The 15,281-nt window shown below is 63.9% G+C and carries 17 protein-coding genes and 1 pseudogene; 9 read left to right on the plus strand and 9 right to left on the minus strand.

Annotated features, from left to right (window positions below; translation table 11 throughout):
- Positions 1-88 precede the first annotated feature (88 nt).
- Both HWY05_RS28245 and HWY05_RS28250 read left to right on the plus strand, forming a co-directional pair.
- The gene (locus HWY05_RS28245; RefSeq protein WP_176060416.1) at positions 89-826 is read left to right on the plus strand and encodes a chorismate lyase; all 738 of its coding nucleotides are present in this window, start codon (positions 89-91) and stop codon (positions 824-826) included.
- Complete coding sequence (locus HWY05_RS28250) at positions 826-1,302, plus strand: DNA-deoxyinosine glycosylase (RefSeq protein WP_035552028.1); 477 nt, start codon at positions 826-828, stop codon at positions 1,300-1,302. The genes HWY05_RS28245 and HWY05_RS28250 overlap by 1 nt, the downstream gene beginning before the upstream one ends.
- A 63-nt stretch (positions 1,303-1,365) precedes the next feature.
- On the opposite strand, the gene HWY05_RS28255 is transcribed toward HWY05_RS28250, so the two are convergent.
- On the minus strand, positions 1,366-2,061 hold the full coding sequence (locus tag HWY05_RS28255) for a mobilization protein (protein ID WP_035552025.1): 696 nt from the start codon (positions 2,059-2,061) through the stop codon (positions 1,366-1,368).
- A gap of 177 nt (positions 2,062-2,238) precedes the next feature.
- On the opposite strand from HWY05_RS28255, the pseudogene HWY05_RS38460 reads away from it, so the two are divergent.
- The 5 genes and pseudogenes from HWY05_RS38460 to HWY05_RS28275 all read left to right on the plus strand — a co-directional run.
- Positions 2,239-2,337, plus strand: a pseudogene (locus HWY05_RS38460) (DNA-deoxyinosine glycosylase); the annotation flags it as partial.
- A gap of 14 nt (positions 2,338-2,351) precedes the next feature.
- On the plus strand, positions 2,352-3,272 hold the full coding sequence (locus tag HWY05_RS28260; RefSeq protein WP_176060417.1) for a spermidine synthase: 921 nt from the start codon (positions 2,352-2,354) through the stop codon (positions 3,270-3,272).
- Between the two features lie 294 nt (positions 3,273-3,566).
- Positions 3,567-3,806: a DUF3311 domain-containing protein gene (locus HWY05_RS28265; RefSeq protein WP_035552017.1), complete on the plus strand. Its 240-nt coding sequence runs from the start codon at positions 3,567-3,569 to the stop codon at positions 3,804-3,806.
- Positions 3,806-5,356, plus strand: a complete 1,551-nt coding sequence (locus HWY05_RS28270) for a sodium:solute symporter family protein (RefSeq protein WP_035552015.1) — start codon at positions 3,806-3,808, stop codon at positions 5,354-5,356. Before HWY05_RS28265 ends, HWY05_RS28270 begins: the two co-directional genes overlap by 1 nt.
- Positions 5,357-5,485: 129 nt before the next feature.
- Positions 5,486-6,610 (plus strand): FUSC family protein, encoded by a 1,125-nt coding sequence (locus HWY05_RS28275; RefSeq protein WP_176060418.1) that lies wholly within the window; start codon positions 5,486-5,488, stop codon positions 6,608-6,610.
- 30 nt (positions 6,611-6,640) lie between these two features.
- Here the strand turns inward: HWY05_RS28275 and HWY05_RS28280 are convergent, their stop codons facing one another.
- The 5 genes from HWY05_RS28280 to HWY05_RS28300 all read right to left on the minus strand — a co-directional run bounded on the left by HWY05_RS28280 (position 6,641) and on the right by HWY05_RS28300 (position 11,872).
- A complete protein-coding gene (locus HWY05_RS28280; RefSeq protein WP_035552012.1) occupies positions 6,641-7,051 on the minus strand; it encodes a VOC family protein in 411 nt (136 codons plus the stop codon).
- Between the two features lie 236 nt (positions 7,052-7,287).
- A complete protein-coding gene (tal, locus tag HWY05_RS28285; RefSeq protein ID WP_035552009.1) occupies positions 7,288-8,241 on the minus strand; it encodes a transaldolase in 954 nt (317 codons plus the stop codon).
- 230 nt (positions 8,242-8,471) lie between these two features.
- Positions 8,472-9,692, minus strand: coding sequence for a benzoate/H(+) symporter BenE family transporter (locus tag HWY05_RS28290; protein ID WP_176060419.1), 1,221 nt, complete (start codon positions 9,690-9,692; stop codon positions 8,472-8,474).
- A gap of 56 nt (positions 9,693-9,748) precedes the next feature.
- The gene (locus HWY05_RS28295; protein WP_035552004.1) at positions 9,749-10,924 is read right to left on the minus strand and encodes a VWA domain-containing protein; all 1,176 of its coding nucleotides are present in this window, start codon (positions 10,922-10,924) and stop codon (positions 9,749-9,751) included.
- Between the two features lie 105 nt (positions 10,925-11,029).
- Positions 11,030-11,872 carry a MoxR family ATPase gene (locus HWY05_RS28300; protein ID WP_035552001.1) on the minus strand — a complete coding sequence of 281 codons (843 nt, stop codon included), beginning with the start codon at positions 11,870-11,872 and terminating at the stop codon, positions 11,030-11,032.
- A 289-nt stretch (positions 11,873-12,161) separates the two neighbouring features.
- Here HWY05_RS28300 and HWY05_RS28305 point away from each other — a divergent pair, with 289 nt between their 5' ends.
- Both HWY05_RS28305 and HWY05_RS28310 read left to right on the plus strand, forming a co-directional pair.
- Positions 12,162-12,530 carry a c-type cytochrome gene (locus HWY05_RS28305; RefSeq protein WP_035551998.1) on the plus strand — a complete coding sequence of 123 codons (369 nt, stop codon included), beginning with the start codon at positions 12,162-12,164 and terminating at the stop codon, positions 12,528-12,530.
- A gap of 58 nt (positions 12,531-12,588) precedes the next feature.
- The gene (locus HWY05_RS28310) at positions 12,589-12,972 is read left to right on the plus strand and encodes a c-type cytochrome (protein WP_176060420.1); all 384 of its coding nucleotides are present in this window, start codon (positions 12,589-12,591) and stop codon (positions 12,970-12,972) included.
- Between the two features lie 129 nt (positions 12,973-13,101).
- On the opposite strand, the gene HWY05_RS28315 is transcribed toward HWY05_RS28310, so the two are convergent.
- The 3 genes from HWY05_RS28315 to rsxB form a co-directional block, all read right to left on the minus strand.
- Positions 13,102-13,536, minus strand: coding sequence for a DUF1841 family protein (locus HWY05_RS28315; protein WP_035551992.1), 435 nt, complete (start codon positions 13,534-13,536; stop codon positions 13,102-13,104).
- A 100-nt stretch (positions 13,537-13,636) separates the two neighbouring features.
- Positions 13,637-14,281, minus strand: a complete 645-nt coding sequence (gene nth / locus HWY05_RS28320; protein WP_035551988.1) for an endonuclease III — start codon at positions 14,279-14,281, stop codon at positions 13,637-13,639.
- A 29-nt stretch (positions 14,282-14,310) separates the two neighbouring features.
- Complete coding sequence (rsxB, locus tag HWY05_RS28325; RefSeq protein WP_176060421.1) at positions 14,311-15,207, minus strand: electron transport complex subunit RsxB; 897 nt, start codon at positions 15,205-15,207, stop codon at positions 14,311-14,313.
- Between the last annotated feature and the right edge of the window lie 74 nt (positions 15,208-15,281).

The following is a 15,281-nucleotide window of genomic DNA, read 5'->3' on the forward strand; positions in this document are numbered from 1 at the left end:
TGGCGCGAAGCGTGGGTGGAAACCACCGCTGAACGAGCGGGTGCGGCCGCCGCAAGCTCTTCGCTGAGCGCCGCTATAATCCGACACCATGCCTATCCGTTTCGATGCCGCCGACGCCCACTGGCGCGTTGCTCCTTTACCCGGCTTCAGCGCCGCCCAGAAAGACTGGCTGACGCGCGGCGGTTCACTGACCGCGCATCTGCGTGCGCTCGGTGCGGTCGCGGTGCGCGTCACGCGTGAAAGCGTCGCGCTGCCGTGGGCCGACGAGTACGCCGCGCTCGGCCTCGCGTCACGCGCGCAGGTGTGGGTTCGGGAAGTGGTGCTGTCGGTCGACCGCGTGCCGTTCGTCGCCGCGCATAGCGTGACGCCGCTCGTCGCGAGTGTCGGCGTGTGGCAGGCCACCCGGCGTTTGCGCACGCGGCCGTTGGCCGAGCTGCTGTATAGCGACAGCAGCGTCGCGCGTTCGGCGCTGGTGAGCCGGCGTTTAACCGAGCGTCATCCGTTGTACCGGTTGGCGGCGCGTGAAATTGCCGCGACCACGGCGTCGCCGCATGCGCTGGTCGCGCGTCGCTCGGTGTTCGAACGCCACGGCGCGCCGCTGATGGTGACGGAATGCTTTCTGCCTGCACTGTGGTCGCATCTCGCGGCGACGGCTTCTTCCCACGCTGACGACGCGAACTCTGCCCTAACGGCCCACGCCGCGCATCCACGTGTGCGCGAGCACGGCCGACCGCTCGACCACACCGTATCACGCGCGCACGCGCCGAAGGAGGTGCCGTCAGAGGATCCGCCGGCGCCGCGTCCATCCAATGAGCGAGGCCGCTGATGCTGCGCGGTTTTCCTCCCGTCGTCGCGGCGAATACCCATACGCTGATTCTGGGCAGCTTTCCCGGCGAGGCGTCGCTGGTCGCGACGCAGTATTACGCGCATCCGCGGAATCAGTTCTGGCGCTTACTGGGCGAGGTGCTCGGCGAGCCTCAGTTGCATACGCTCGCTTATGACGAACGTCTCAAGCTCGTGTTGAAGCACGGGATCGGTGTCTGGGACGTGCTTGCCGCGTGCCATCGCGAAGGCAGTCTCGATTCGGCGATCCGGAATGCGAAGCCGAACGATTTCGATGCGCTGCGCGAGCATGCGCCCTTGCTGAAGAAGGTGTGTTTCAACGGCAAGACGGCGGGGCGATTTGCCGGCGTGATAGGCGAGGCGGGATATGAAACGCTGGTGCTGCCTTCTTCTAGTCCGGCGAATGCGACACTGTCTTTCGATCAGAAGCTGTTGCTGTGGCGAGAGGTTGTTTCCTGACGTTGTTTCTCAATCGCGCAAACGCGGGGCTTCCCGTGCGCCCCGCGTAGAAGCCGGACCCGCCTACAAGGCGAGCGTGTCCAGTTCCGCATAAGCGCGATGTAGCCACACCTTGACGCGTTGGCGTTCCAGCAAGCCGAGCCCGGTGGCGGCACGATCCGGATGATTGACTGCCGCCCAGAAGCTCGCGCTCTGTCGATCGATCTTCTGCATCGTCGTATCGGGCAGGTGGCGCAGTGTTATCACGCTGGCGCCGAGTGCTTCGGCCCGCTTGCGCTCGCCCGATGCCTCCAGAATCTCGAAGCGGTCGCCGCGAACTTCGTTTAGCACGAGTACCAGCTTGATGCGTCCGCCGAAGGCGTCGAGCCATTGCCGTAACAGATCGACCGAATCGCGCCCGGTGTCCATGACGTGCCACCACGTTAGCGCGAGGCCGTGTTCTTCGGCGAAACCGAATACGTCCGAATCGTCGAGCCATCCGGCGAGCGCCTGCTGCGTCTGGGCCGCGAGATCGACCACGATGCGTCGCTGCGGTTCTGCGATGGCCGCTTCCAGGACGGGATCGAGGCTGTCATGCTGGTCGAGAACGGCAGGCGCGGCAAAGTCGGCATAGAAACGCAGCAGCGCGCCATGCGATCTGTCGGTATCGAAGCCCATGAAGGACACGCCCCGATCGATGAAATACTGGGCTAGCACGCGGGCGGCGAGCGATTTGCCCACGCCGCCTTTTTCTCCGCCGATGAAGTGGATATGACTCATGCTTACGGTTCCCGTGTGATGGAGGTGGTAGCGCCGAAACCGAGGCTAGCAGGTTTCGGTGACGTAACGACGAAACAGGTCATGTCGGCAGGCAATGCGTGCGTGGCAGCAGCATGCTGGGTGATCGGCAGAGGTGTCAAACTGGACAAAATATCGATCCGTTGCGGCGCCTCGCCGGCGCCAGCGATCGGCGTGGCCGGCTACGCCGCCCTCGTATTGCCTTCGTCCAGTCCGGCGAATGCTATGCTCTCGTTCGACCAAAAATTGTGCCTCTAACGCGACATCCTCACATGACGAAATTGATCAAGCGCGCTTCGGCCGAAGCGCGCGCCTTCCGCAATCGCGACGCCGACTCCGCCAGCGCCGGCGGCAAACAGCAAGCCGTGCGCAGCAGGAAGCGCCCGTTGCACGACGACGATCTGCACGACGCGCCGCAAATCGAAACGCCGCGCAAGCCGCGTTTCGCACCGGTGACGTTCTCCGAAGAAGGCGGCGTGCGCTTCCTGCATTTCGGCACGGAATGGGTGCAAGGCGCCATGCGTCTGCGTAAGCCGGATCACATCGAACTCGAATACGCGCAGCAGATGATGGCCTGGCTGCTGTTCATCGAAACGCCCAAGCGCGTCGTCCAGCTCGGTCTGGGCGCGGCGGCGCTGACCAAGTTCGCGTACCGCTTCCTGAAGCGCGCCAAGGTCGAGGCGGTGGAACTGAACCCGGCGGTCGTGATTGCCGCCCGCACGATGTTCGAACTGCCGCACGACGACGCGCGCCTGACCGTGCACGAAACCGACGCGTGGGACTTCGTCAACGACAGCGTCAACCACGGCACGATCGGCGCGCTGCAGGTCGACGTCTATGACGCGACCGCGCGCGGCCCGGTGCTCGACAGCGTCGGCTTCTACCGCGCGGTGCGCGCGTGCCTGACCGATGCGGGCGTGGTGACGGTGAATCTGTTCGGCGATCATCCGAGCTTCGTGCGCAACATGAAGCGCCTGAACGAAGCCTTCGACGGCCGCGTGATCGCGCTGCCGGAAGTGCACGACGGCAACCGCATCGCGATCGCGTTCTCGGGCCCGGCGCTCGACGTGCCGTTCACGGCGCTGCAGGCGCGCGCCAGGCTGATCGAAGCGGAACTCGGCTTGCCGGCGCGCAAGTGGATCAAGGGTCTGCAGGAATCGACCGGGCAGAAGGGCGCGTCGTTCGCGATCTGATGCCGTCAAGGTCGGGCCGGCTGCCGCCGGCTCGACTTCCCCCTGGGCTTCGCGCCTCCCCGTTGCGTGCATGCGACGGTTCTGCAGTCCGCCATACCCCCTCGTCTCCGTTAAGCCGCCGCTCCGCGCGCCCCAACAGCAGGCTCGCGCCTCGGGTCGGCCCTGCTTGACCGCACGTTCGCGGCTCCTATACTCTTTCGAAGCTTTCGGGGCGCCCGTGGCTATCCGCAATGGGTTCCACCACCCGTCAAACACGGGCCAACAACATTTCAATAATAGGGAAGAGGAGACGTCATGGCTCACGACGCCGACGCGAACAAGGCCAGCAAGCACTGGCTCTGGTTGCTGCTGTTGCCCTGGATCGCGATGATCTGGGTGCCGTCATACAACAAGGTCGAACCGCAACTGTTCGATTTCCCGTTCTTCTACTGGTATCAGCTCCTGTGGGTGCTGATCAGCGCCGTCATCACGGCGCTCGTGTACTTCAAGACCAAGGCGCGCTCATCGGGCCGTCCGCAAGGGGGCGCACGATAATGAACGCCACCGCAACTTTCGTCTTCGTTCTGTTTTTCATCGGCGTCACGATTCTTGGCTTTGTCGCGGCCCACTGGCGGCGCGGCGATCTCGCCCATCTGGAAGAGTGGGGCCTCGGCGGCCGGCGCTTCGGCACCGTCGTCACCTGGTTCCTGCTGGGCGGCGACCTGTACACCGCGTACACCTTCATCGCCGTGCCGGCGCTGGTGTTCGGTGCGGGCGCAACCGGTTTCTTCGCGCTGCCGTACACGATCCTGATCTATCCGTTCGCGTTCGTCGTGTTCCCGAAACTGTGGAGCATCGCCAAACGTCAGGGCTACGTGACATCGGCGGACTTCGTGTCGGCACGCTACGGCAGCCGCATGCTGGCTCTCGCGATCGCCGTCACCGGCATCGTCGCGACCATGCCGTATATCGCGCTGCAACTGGTCGGTATCGAAGTGGTGATCGGCGCGCTCGGTTTCGACACCAAGGGCTTCGTCGGCGATCTGCCGCTGATCATCGCGTTCGCGATTCTGGCGGCCTACACCTACACCTCGGGTCTGCGCGCGCCGGCCATGATCGCGGTCGTGAAGGACATCCTGATCTATATCGTGATCTTCGCCGCGATTATCGTGATTCCGCCGCAACTGGGTGGCTTCGGGCATATCTTCAGCGTCGTGCCGCCGGCCAAGCTGCTGCTGAAGGCGCCGGACGTGTCGAGCCTGAACGGCTATAGCGCGTACGCCACACTGGCGGTGGGTTCGGCGCTCGCGCTGTTCCTGTATCCGCACTCGATCACCGCGGTGCTGTCGTCGAAGTCGGGTAACACGATTCGCCGCAACATGGCGATGCTGCCGGCTTACTCACTGGTGCTCGGCCTGCTCGCGCTGCTCGGCTTCATGGCGTTGGCCTCGGGCGTGAAGGACATGCCGGAATTCGCGCCGTACTTCAAGGCGTTCGGCCCGAACTTCGCGGTGCCGGCGCTGTTCCTGCACTTCTTCCCGTCGTGGTTCGTCGGCGTGGCGTTCGCGGCAATCGGCATCGGCGCGCTGGTGCCGGCGGCGATCATGTCGATCGCGGCGGCCAACCTGTACACGCGCAACATCCACAAAGAGTTCGTGAACCGCAACATGTCGCACGAGCAGGAGACCAATGTCGCGAAGCTGGTCTCGCTGATCGTGAAGGTCGGCGCGGTCGCGTTCATTCTCGGTCTGCCGCTCACGTACGCGATCCAGTTGCAACTGCTCGGCGGGATCTGGATCATCCAGACGCTGCCGGCGATCGTGCTCGGTCTGTACACGCGCGTGCTCGACTATCGCGGTCTGCTGGCCGGCTGGGCGGTGGGGATTGCAACCGGCACGTGGATGGCGATTTCGCTGAAGCTGGCGGGCTCGATCTTCACGATTCACCTGTTCGGTCTGGCGATTCCGGGCTACGCGGCGGTGTGGTCGCTGATCGTGAACCTGGTGGTGTCGGTGTTGGTGAGTCTGCTGGTGCGCGTGCTCGGCATGCAGCGCGCCGAGGACCGCACGCGTCCGGAAGATTATCTGGATGTGGTCGAGGGCTAACAGCGCCTGACTGTCTCATCGCAGCATGAATCACGGCGCCCGCGGACGAAAGTTCGCGGGCGTTTGTCTTTATAGGGCAGTCCAGGGCACGATAGCGGAACTGTCTTTCGAAGGATTCGCCGCGCCGCCATGGCCTCTGCCGATTCCCACACTGTGATTCCACGCCGCTCGGCGCTCAGCCGGATGGTGCGCGCGATCACCTCGCCGTATTACCGCTATCGTCACGCGAAGGTGCTGCATAGCCTGCGCGTTGGCCTCGCGATGCTGGTGTCGATTCTGGCGACTACGGGCATCGACATTCCGCATGGCATCTGGTCGTCGGTAACGTTGCTGGTGGTGATCGGCGGCTTGCAACATCACGGCAATATCCGCAAGAAAGCCGCCGAACGGGCGGCCGGCACGCTCCTCGGCGCGACGATCGGACTCGCGCTGATCCTCGTGCAGAATTTCACCGGCTCGTTGCCGCTGACCTATGTGCTGATGTCGATCGTCGCGGCGATCTGCGCGTGGTTCGCGATCGGCTCGTCCGGTTACATCGGGCTGTTGACGGCCATCACGATGTGCATCGTCGCCGGGCATGGCGACAATCTGATCGACGTCGGGCTGTGGCGCACGCTGAACGTGCTGATCGGCATTGTGATCGCGCTGGCGTTTTCGTTCGCGCTGCCGCTGCATGCCACTTATTCGTGGCGCTACGGCATCGCGGCCAATCTGCGCGAATGCGCGCGCATCTACACGCGGTTGATCGATGGCGAGACGATCAGCGAGGAAGAACAGGTTCAGCACTTTCTGGCGATCAACAAGCGGCTGGTGCAGTTGCGTGCGCTGATGCCGTCGGTCGCGAAAGAGATCGACGTGCCGCAGTCCAGACTCGATGAAATTCAGCGGTTGCACCGCTCGGTGCTCAGTTCGCTGGAACTGCTCGCCACCGGCCCGCTGATGCACGCCGACGCGGTCGCGCGCGCCGCGTATGGCGCGCAGTGCGGCGCCGAGGTGCGCGCCGTGCGGGCGATTCTGCTGGCGATTTCGCGTGGCTTGCGCTTCGGCCGGGCGACGCATTTTGGGATTCCGGCCGCGTCGCCGCTCGCGCAGGCGCATGGCGACGCGGCGCTCAGATTGCCGGCCGATCTGCAGGGGCCGTATTGGCTCGGTCAGCGGCTCGCGGAGCAGGTGGACCGGCTGCGCGCGCTATTGCTGGAAACCGAGCCGAACTGGAATATCGAACGGCATTCGCGGACCTTGCTGAAGGTTTAGCAGCGTCCGCGGCACGGCGCGGCGGCGAGTTCAGTCTTCCGGCAACGTCACCATCCACATCAGACCGAAACGGTCCACCAGCATCCCGAAGCCCTTGCTCCAGAAGGTCGGCTGAAACGGCAGCGTGACCTGGCCGCCGTCGGCGAGCGCGTTGAAGTATTTTTCGGCGACGGCGGGCTCGGCCGTGAGCGACAGCGCGAAGCCTTCCATTTTCGCGGCGGGATCGCAATGGCCGTCGGACGCCATCCAGACGGTCGAACCCATCTTGATCGACGCGTGCATGATTTTTTCTTCGAGGCCGGCGCGCGGCGCGTTGTGCGGGTCGGGCGGCGCTTCCTTGTAGCGCATCTTGAGCAGCACTTCGGCGCCGAGTTTCTCGGTGTAATAGTCGAGCGCTTCTTCGCAACGGCCGTTGAAAAACACGTAAGGCTGAACGGACATGATCGTCTCCTGAAGTAGGAACAGCAGGCGCCGGCGGCCCTCGGTAAGCTGCCACGAGGGACGGGCGTGGTGAAAATTGTAGTCGTCCGTTGCGGCGGGATCGTGACTTTATATCGTAGGGTAGGGCGGGTCGGTAAACGGCAAACGGCCCCGAACCGTCAGGTCCGGGGCCGTTTGCCGAACAATCTTCGCGGCAAGCGCGGCGACTTACTCCGCCGCCGCGAATCTCACCGCCATCAACGCAGCGCTTCGATCAGCTTTTCCAGCTTGACGGCATCTGCGGCGAACGCGCGGATACCTTCGGCGAGCTTTTCGGTCGCCATGGCTTCGTCATTGACGAGGAAACGGAACGACGATTCGTCCACCGGCACGCGTTCGATATCCGCGCCCTGCGAGAGGTCCGCCGATAGCTTGCGTTCAACCTTCTCGGTGCTCTCCTGCAGCTTTTGCAGCAGATCCGGGCTGATGGTCAGCAGATCGCAGCCGGCCAGTTCCAGAACCTGACCCGGCGTGCGGAAGCTCGCGCCCATCACCTCGGTCTTGTAGCCGAACTTCTTGTAGTACGCGTAGATGCGGCGCACCGACTTGACGCCCGGATCGTTGGCGCCGCCGTCTTTCGCTTCGTCCCACGCGCTGCCGGCGTTCTTCTTGTACCAGTCGTAAATACGGCCGACGAACGGCGAAATGAGTTGCGCGCCCGCTTCGGCGCAAGCCGCGGCCTGTGCGAGCGAGAACAGCAGCGTCATGTTGCAGTGGATGCCTTCCTTCTGCAGCACTTCGGCGGCACGGATGCCTTCCCACGTGGACGCGAGCTTGATCAGCACGCGTTCGCGGCCGATGCCGTGGTCCTTATACAGCGCGATCAACTCGCGGCCCTTGGCGATCGACGCTTCGGTGTCGAACGACAGACGCGCGTCCACTTCGGTCGACACGCGACCCGGAATGATCTTGAGGATTTCGGTGCCGAACGCGATCAGCAACTGGTCGATGATCGCGCCAACCGGCTTCGACGCGTGCGCCTTCACGGTCTTTTCGAGCAGCGGCTTGTAGTCGTCTTTCTGGACGGCCTTCAGAATCAGCGACGGATTGGTCGTTGCGTCCTGCGGCTTGTACTGGGCAAGCTGCTGGAAGTCGCCGGTATCGGCGACGACGGTGGTGTATTGCTTGAGTTGGTCGAGTGCGGTTGTCATGTTCGAGCCTTCAGGGCGCATGCGCGCCGTGGTTCAGGAGAAATGAGATCGCCGCCGGACTGATCGGATTCACCAGTGCCGGCGGCCGCGGGTCACGCTGCAGCGCTGCCCGTCATAGTGCCGGGGCATTTTGACGGAAAGCGCTGCCGGATGCTTCTATTCTATGGCGGATCGCCTGATGCAGGGTTGACACTTGCCCAACGCGATCGGTTCACCCTTGTTTCGGGCGCTCAGCCACGCCGCGCGTTCAACACCATTTGGGTCACCACGCCCGCCACCAGCCCCCAGAACGCCGAGCCGATGGACAGCAAGGTCAGCCCGGAGGCCGTCACCATGAACGTTACCAGCGCCGCTTCGCGCTGCTTGAGGTCCTGCATGGCGTTGGCGAGGCCGCTCATGATCGAGCCGAACAGCGCCAGCGCCGCGACGGACACCACCAGCGCCTTCGGCAGCGCCGCGAACAGCGCGGCTATAGTGGCGCCGAACACCCCGGCGATCAGATAGAAAATGCCGCACCAGACCGCCGCGGTGTAACGCTTGTCGCGGTTTTCGTGCGCTTCGGGGCCGGTGCAGATCGCCGCGGTGATCGCCGCAAGATTGATGCCGTGCGAGCCGAACGGCGCGAGCAGCAGCGAGGCGAGGCCGGTCGTGGAAATCAGCGGCGCCGACGGCGTGCTGTAGCCGTCCGCGCGCAACACGGCAATGCCCGGCACGTTCTGCGACGCCATCGCGACGACGAACAGCGGAATGCCGATGCTGACGCTGGCGGCCAACGAAAACGCCGGCATCGTGAACACCGGATGCGCGAGCGCTACGTGAAAGCGGCTGAAATCGAGCAGGCCGAGCCCACCGGCCGCCGCCGTGCCGACGATCAGCGTCGTCACGATCGCGTAGCGCGGGGCCAGCCGTTTGACGATCAGATAGGTGAAGAACATGGTCAGCACCAGCGCGGTCTGGAATTGCGCGGCACGGAAAATCTCAATGCCGATCTCGAACAGAATCCCCGCCAGCAACGCCGAGGCGATGCCGGCCGGGATTTTTTTCATCAGCGTGTCGAACCAGCCGGTCAGACCGACCAACGTCAGCAGCACCGCGCAGACGATAAACGCGCCGATCGCCTCGGGATACGCCACATGCGGCAGCGACGACACCAGCAGCGCCGCGCCGGGCGTCGACCATGCGATCACGATCGGCGCGCGAAAGCGCAGCGACAGGCCGATCGTGCAGACGGCCATGCCGATCGACAGCGCCCAGATCCACGACGAAATCTGCGCATCGCTCAGATGCGCGGCCTGACCCGCCTGGAACATCAGCACGAGCGAACTGGTATAGCCGGTCATCATCGCGACGAAACCGGCGACGATGGTGGACAGCGAGGTGTCGGCGAACGGGTTGGAACGTCCCGGCGGCGTGGCGGAAGGGGACAAATCGGGGGAGGTAGACGGACGCATGCGGCAGCTTTCTTATCGTTGAAGGTGAAGCAGGTGAAGATAAAGCACGAACGGATTTATTTGCTCAGCGTGCGCATGGCGGTCTCCAACCCGGCGAGCGTGAGCGGGTACATACGGTGGCCGAGCACTTCGCGAATCGCGCTGACCGACTGGCGATACGCCCACAGCCCTTCCGGTTCGGGATTGAGCCACGCGTGATGCGGGAAGTGGTCCGCGAGACGCCGTAGCCAGACCGCGCCGGCCTCGGGATTGTTGTATTCGACCGAGCCGCCCGGCTGCAGCACTTCGTACGGGCTCATGGTCGCGTCGCCGACGAAGATCAGCTTGTAGTCGGGCGTGAATTTGTGCAGCACGTCCCACGTCGGCATGCGCTCGGCGTGACGGCGGCGGTTGTTTTTCCACAGAAAATCGTACACACAGTTGTGGAAGTAATAGAACTCGAGGTGCTTGAACTCGGCCTTGGCGGCGGAGAACAGTTCCTCGACGCGCTTGATGTGGTCGTCCATCGAGCCGCCCACGTCGAGCAGCATCAGCACTTTCACCTTGTTGTGCCGCTCCGGGACCATCTTCAGATCGAGCCAGCCGGCGTTCGCGGCGGTGCTGCGGATCGTGTCGGGCAGGTCGAGTTCTTCGGCGGCGCCTTCGCGCGCGAAGCGGCGCAGACGGCGCAGCGCGACCTTGATATTGCGCGTGCCGATTTCGACCTGGTCGTCGTAGTCGCGATAGGCGCGCGATTCCCACACTTTCACCGCGGTGCGGTTGCCCGCCGCGTCGCCGCCGATGCGCACGCCCTCCGGGTTATAGCCGCCGTTGCCGAACGGCGAGGTGCCGCCGGTGCCGATCCATTTGCTGCCGCCTTCGTGGCGCTCTTTCTGTTCGTCGAACAGTTCCTTGAGGCGCTCCATCAGCTTGTCAAGGCCGCCCATGGCTTCGATCTGCGCTTTTTCCTCCGGCGACAGATCGCGTTGCAGCTTCTTCTTCAGCCAGTCGAGCGGGACGTCGAAGGCCAGTTCGGACGCTTTCGCGACGCCGCTGAAATAGGCGCCGAACGCCTGGTCGAACTTGTCGAAGTACTTCTCGTCCTTCACCAGCGTGATGCGCGACAGGTAGTAAAACTCGTCGAGCGACGGCGCAATCACGTTGGCCTTGAGCGCCTCGAGCAGCGTCAGATATTCCTTTACCGACACCGGCAGCTTGGCGGCGCGCAGCGAGTAGAAGAAGTCGATCAGCATGCTGGGTCCTCGGCGGCGGGTGGTCGGTGTGACGGGCTCATCGGTGGCGGGTGGCGTTGCCTCGGCGTCTGCGCGGCGCCGCCCTGGTCGCGCGTCAGACGGGTATCAACGGTTGTTGCGGTTCATGAAGATCAGGCGTTCGAACAGGCTCACGTCCTGTTCGTTCTTCAGCAGCGCGCCGTGCAGCGGCGGGATGATCTGTTTCTGGTCGGTCGAGCGCAGCGCTTCGGGCGGAATGTCTTCGGCGAGCAGCAGCTTGAGCCAGTCGAGCAGTTCCGAGGTGGACGGCTTCTTCTTCAGGCCGGCGACATTGCGCAGTTCGAAAAAGCTCTGCATGGCCGCGGCCAGCAGTTCTTTCTTGATGCCGGGGTAGTGCACCTCGACGATCTGTTGCATCGTGACCGGATCGGGGAACTTGATGTAGTGGAAAAAGCAGCGGCGCAGAAAGGCGTCGGGCAATTCCTTCTCGTTGTTCGACGTGATGATCACGAGCGGGCGATGTTTCGCGCGGATCAGCTCGTGCGTCTCGTACACGTAGAACTCCATGCGGTCGAGTTCGCGCAGCAGGTCGTTCGGAAACTCGATGTCGGCCTTGTCGATCTCGTCGATCAGCAGCACGGTCTGCTCGTCCGCTTCGAACGCCTGCCACAGCACGCCCTTCACGATGTAATTGCGGATGTCCTTGACGCGTTCGTCGCCGAGCTGCGAATCGCGCAGGCGCGACACCGCGTCGTACTCGTACAGCCCTTGCTGGGCCTTGGTGGTGGACTTGATATGCCACTGCATCAACGGCATGCCGAGCGCGGCGGCGACTTCTTCCGCGAGCATGGTTTTGCCGGTGCCGGGTTCGCCCTTGATGAGCAGCGGGCGCTTCAGCGTCATCGCGGCGTTGACCGCGAGCTTGAGGTCGTCGGTGGCGACGTACTGCGATGAGCCTTCGAAACGCATGGCGAGATGCTCTTTTTTGGGAAAAAACCCAGTATAAGTCAGAAGGCCTGTTGGCCTGAAACGGGCTCGCGTAAGGTGTGACCCGCGATGCCGCACGGCGGAGCAAAGCTACGCTAGCGCTGGCTTTGCGGCGGGCGGACGGGCCGTCCACCCCGCTCGGTGGACGTTTCGCGCGACGTCGCGGTACAATTAGCCCGATTTTTTTGGCCTGCGTGGCTACCCTATAAGAAGAACGGCGCGGGCCGTTGCCTTTTTGGGCGCCCGTTCCCCTCATGCCAGGTTACATGCTATGAATAAATTCGTCGGCAAACACGTCGTGATCGCAGCGCTGTCGGTGCTCGCGGGCTATGCGGCCAGTGTGCAGGCAGCGGATGTCGTCGGCAATGCCAAGGCGGGTCAAGGCAAGGTCGCAATGTGTATCGGCTGCCACGGCATTCCCGAATACCGCACGGCTTACCCTGAGGTGTACCGCGTGCCTATGCTGGGTGGCCAGAATCAGCAGTACCTCGAAAACGCCATGCACGGTTACAAGAAGGGCGACCGCCACTTCGAAACCATGCATGCGATCACCACGTCGCTGTCCGATCAGGACATCGCCGACATCGCCGCTTACTACGCAGCGCAAAATTCCTCTTCGAAAAGCAATCCCGACAAGTGATCGGCCGCGGTCGTCCGTCCAGTCACCCGGTTAATCAATTCGCGGGATAGGAGAATTCATGAATAAGCCACAACAGGCACTCCACACGGTGTTCAAGGCTGCATGCGCGTCGGCGGCAGTAATCGGTCTGGTTGCAGCGAACGTCGCGCATGCCGCCGACGCCGGCAACGGCAAGGTGCTGGCCGACGCCCACAACTGCGCGGCTTGCCACGGCGTCAACCTGAACAAGCCGGTGAGCCCGGAGTATCCGAAGCTCGCCGGTCAGCACGCCGATTACGTCTATTGGGCGCTGCGCCAATACCAGATGGGCAACGGCAACCCGCACCTCGGTCGCAACAACGCGATCATGCAGGCGCAGGTGCAGAGCCTGTCGCAAGGCGATATGAAAGACATCGCCGCTTATGTCGAATCGCTGAACGGCGATCTGGTGCAGAAGAAGTAAGCGCGTCCGGCTGGTTGCCGCGCGCGGCTTCCTGAATGAAAAACACCCCGCTTCGGCGGGGTGTTTTGCTTTTGGGGCGTCGGTTTTGGGTTTGTCTCGGGCGTTAATCCCGGGCGCCAGTCCGGCACGTCAGTCGCGGGTGGCGCGCCGCTCGATACGCTGCAGATACGCGTCCGTGTCCGGTGGCGTGCCGGTGCGCTGCGCTTCCCAGATGGTCTCGCCGAGGCAGTCCATGATGGCGTGCTGCGCTTCGTGAGTGGAACCGAGGCGCGCGGCGAGTCGTTCGTGCGCGGCGCGAATGCCGGGCGGCTGGTCGATCGACAACTGCTCGGTGATCGCCAGATGCATCGACAGATGCAGGAACGGATTGGTCTGGCCGCGCTCGGGCGAGTAGTCCTGGGCCTGCGCGGCGTCGCCGTCGGTGAGGTCGGCGTGGTACTCGGGATGTTCGACGATCCAGTCGGCGGCGATCGCCTCCAGCGGCGTCAGAATTTCGCCTTGACGCTGTTTGCGCCAGGTGTCGGTGAAAAAGAGGCGGACTTCATCGCGGCTGGGATTGAACATCGTGGGACCGGTGCTGTGGGTGGGGCGTTATGTGGGGCGGCGAGCCGCCCGTGAAGCCCAACATTTTACGCCGGGACCGGGCGCCATGCTGGGCGTGCGCTCACAGATCCGGCGGCGGCGTCTTCGGCCGGAACTCGCAGAGCGGTTCGATCGTGCAATGCCAGCATTCGGGCTTGCGTGCCTTGCACACATAGCGGCCGTGCAGGATCAGCCAGTGGTGCGCGTCCTGCCTGAACTCGGCGGGCGTGAATTTCTCCAGCGCTGCTTCGACCGTGCGCACGTCTTTGCCCGGCGCCAGACCGGTTCGATTGGCAACCCGAAAGATGTGCGTATCGACGGCGATGGTCGGATGACCGAACGCCGTGTTCAGAATGACGTTGGCGGTCTTGCGGCCGACGCCCGGCAGGCTTTCGAGCGCTTCGCGATCTTCGGGCACTTCGCCGCCGAACTGGTCGAGCAGAATCCGGCAGGTCGCGATAACGTTTTTGGCCTTGGTCCGGTACAGGCCGATGGTCCTGATATACCCGACCACGCCTTCCTCGCCGAGATCGAACACGTGCTGCGGCGTGTTCGCGACCGGAAACATCTTGCGCATCGCCTTGTTGACCGACACGTCGGTAGCTTGCGCGGACAGCAGCACGGCGATCAGCAGTTCGAACGGTGAGGTGTATTCGAGCTCGGTGGTCGGATGCGGGTTGAGACTCTGAAGCGTTTCGTAGATGGCGCGGCGTTTGTTCGCGTTCATGCTGAGTGAGCGTGCGGGTGCAGGGGCTGTTAGTGCGGCTTGGACGACGGGCCGGTTTTGGCGGCGCTGTCGGCGGGGGTGGCGTTGGCCGATGTGTCGTCGCTCTGGCCGGCGCCGGCATCGGCCGCGGCGAGTGCGAGACGGCGGCGGCGTGCTTCGGCGGCGTCGATCTGCGCTTGCACGTCCGCGCTGACGTGCTCGGTGTTCAGCGGCCCCTGGCCCTTGGCGGCCAACTCCTCTTTCTTCTTGCGAGCCCGTTCGAGCGCGGCCTGGATGATCGCGCGTTTCTTCGCGTCGGCGTCTTCCACGGCGGCGGCTGCGGGTGCAACCGAGGCGCCGGCTTCAACCGTTTGGGCCACTGCGACAGTGGCGCCGCTGCCGGCTCGCCGCGCTGCAGCACGCGCTTCGGCGGCTTCGCGTTCGCGTGCAAGGCGTGCTTCGCGCCGGTTATGGCGCTCGCGTGCCGTGTCGGCCTGGCTCTGGCTCCACGCGTCCCAACCGGTCGCCGCGCCGGTGACCGGCGGCAGCGCAATGCAATCGACGGGGCAGGGCGGCACGCACAGATCGCAGCCGGTGCAGCGTTCGGCGATCACCGTATGCATCTGTTTCGGTGCGCCAACTATCGCGTCCACCGGACACGCCTGCATGCACAACGTACAGCCGATGCAAACCTGTTCGTCGATAACCGCCAACGGCCGGGGCCTTTCCACGCCATTGGCGGAATTGAGCGGGATCGCGGGTTTGCCGAGCAACGCGGCGAGACGCGCGATGCCTTCGGCGCCGCCCGGCGGGCACTGGTTATAGAGCGCTGCGCCGCTCGCGACGGCTTCGGCATAAGGCCGGCACGCGGGATAACCGCACTTCGTGCATTGCGTCTGGGGGAGCAGATCTTCGATGCGATCTGCGAGTGTTTTATTGTCTGTCACGGTCACGACGTTGGGGCTTGGCTTGCGGCCGCACAGCTTGAACTAAATAGCACATTATCGCCGATTTCCCCAAT

Origin of the sequence: Paraburkholderia sp. BCC1876, from assembly GCF_902833695.1 — a bacterium.
In the GTDB taxonomy this organism is placed as follows: Bacteria; Pseudomonadota; Gammaproteobacteria; order Burkholderiales; family Burkholderiaceae; genus Paraburkholderia.

What these genes read in the sequence shown, in the direction of transcription:
- HWY05_RS28245 (WP_176060416.1), top strand. Translation starts at nt 89, where the DNA reads ATGCCTATCCGTTTCGATGCCGCCGACGCCCACTGGCGCGTTGCTCCT.
- HWY05_RS28250 (WP_035552028.1), top strand. Translation starts at nt 826, where the DNA reads ATGCTGCGCGGTTTTCCTCCCGTCGTCGCGGCGAATACCCATACGCTG.
- HWY05_RS28255 (WP_035552025.1), bottom strand. Translation starts at nt 2,061, where the DNA reads ATGAGTCATATCCACTTCATCGGCGGAGAAAAAGGCGGCGTGGGCAAA.
- HWY05_RS28260 (WP_176060417.1), top strand. Translation starts at nt 2,352, where the DNA reads ATGACGAAATTGATCAAGCGCGCTTCGGCCGAAGCGCGCGCCTTCCGC.
- HWY05_RS28265 (WP_035552017.1), top strand. Translation starts at nt 3,567, where the DNA reads ATGGCTCACGACGCCGACGCGAACAAGGCCAGCAAGCACTGGCTCTGG.
- HWY05_RS28270 (WP_035552015.1), top strand. Translation starts at nt 3,806, where the DNA reads ATGAACGCCACCGCAACTTTCGTCTTCGTTCTGTTTTTCATCGGCGTC.
- HWY05_RS28275 (WP_176060418.1), top strand. Translation starts at nt 5,486, where the DNA reads ATGGCCTCTGCCGATTCCCACACTGTGATTCCACGCCGCTCGGCGCTC.
- HWY05_RS28280 (WP_035552012.1), bottom strand. Translation starts at nt 7,051, where the DNA reads ATGTCCGTTCAGCCTTACGTGTTTTTCAACGGCCGTTGCGAAGAAGCG.
- tal (WP_035552009.1), bottom strand. Translation starts at nt 8,241, where the DNA reads ATGACAACCGCACTCGACCAACTCAAGCAATACACCACCGTCGTCGCC.
- HWY05_RS28290 (WP_176060419.1), bottom strand. Translation starts at nt 9,692, where the DNA reads ATGCGTCCGTCTACCTCCCCCGATTTGTCCCCTTCCGCCACGCCGCCG.
- HWY05_RS28295 (WP_035552004.1), bottom strand. Translation starts at nt 10,924, where the DNA reads ATGCTGATCGACTTCTTCTACTCGCTGCGCGCCGCCAAGCTGCCGGTG.
- HWY05_RS28300 (WP_035552001.1), bottom strand. Translation starts at nt 11,872, where the DNA reads ATGCGTTTCGAAGGCTCATCGCAGTACGTCGCCACCGACGACCTCAAG.
- HWY05_RS28305 (WP_035551998.1), top strand. Translation starts at nt 12,162, where the DNA reads ATGAATAAATTCGTCGGCAAACACGTCGTGATCGCAGCGCTGTCGGTG.
- HWY05_RS28310 (WP_176060420.1), top strand. Translation starts at nt 12,589, where the DNA reads ATGAATAAGCCACAACAGGCACTCCACACGGTGTTCAAGGCTGCATGC.
- HWY05_RS28315 (WP_035551992.1), bottom strand. Translation starts at nt 13,536, where the DNA reads ATGTTCAATCCCAGCCGCGATGAAGTCCGCCTCTTTTTCACCGACACC.
- nth (WP_035551988.1), bottom strand. Translation starts at nt 14,281, where the DNA reads ATGAACGCGAACAAACGCCGCGCCATCTACGAAACGCTTCAGAGTCTC.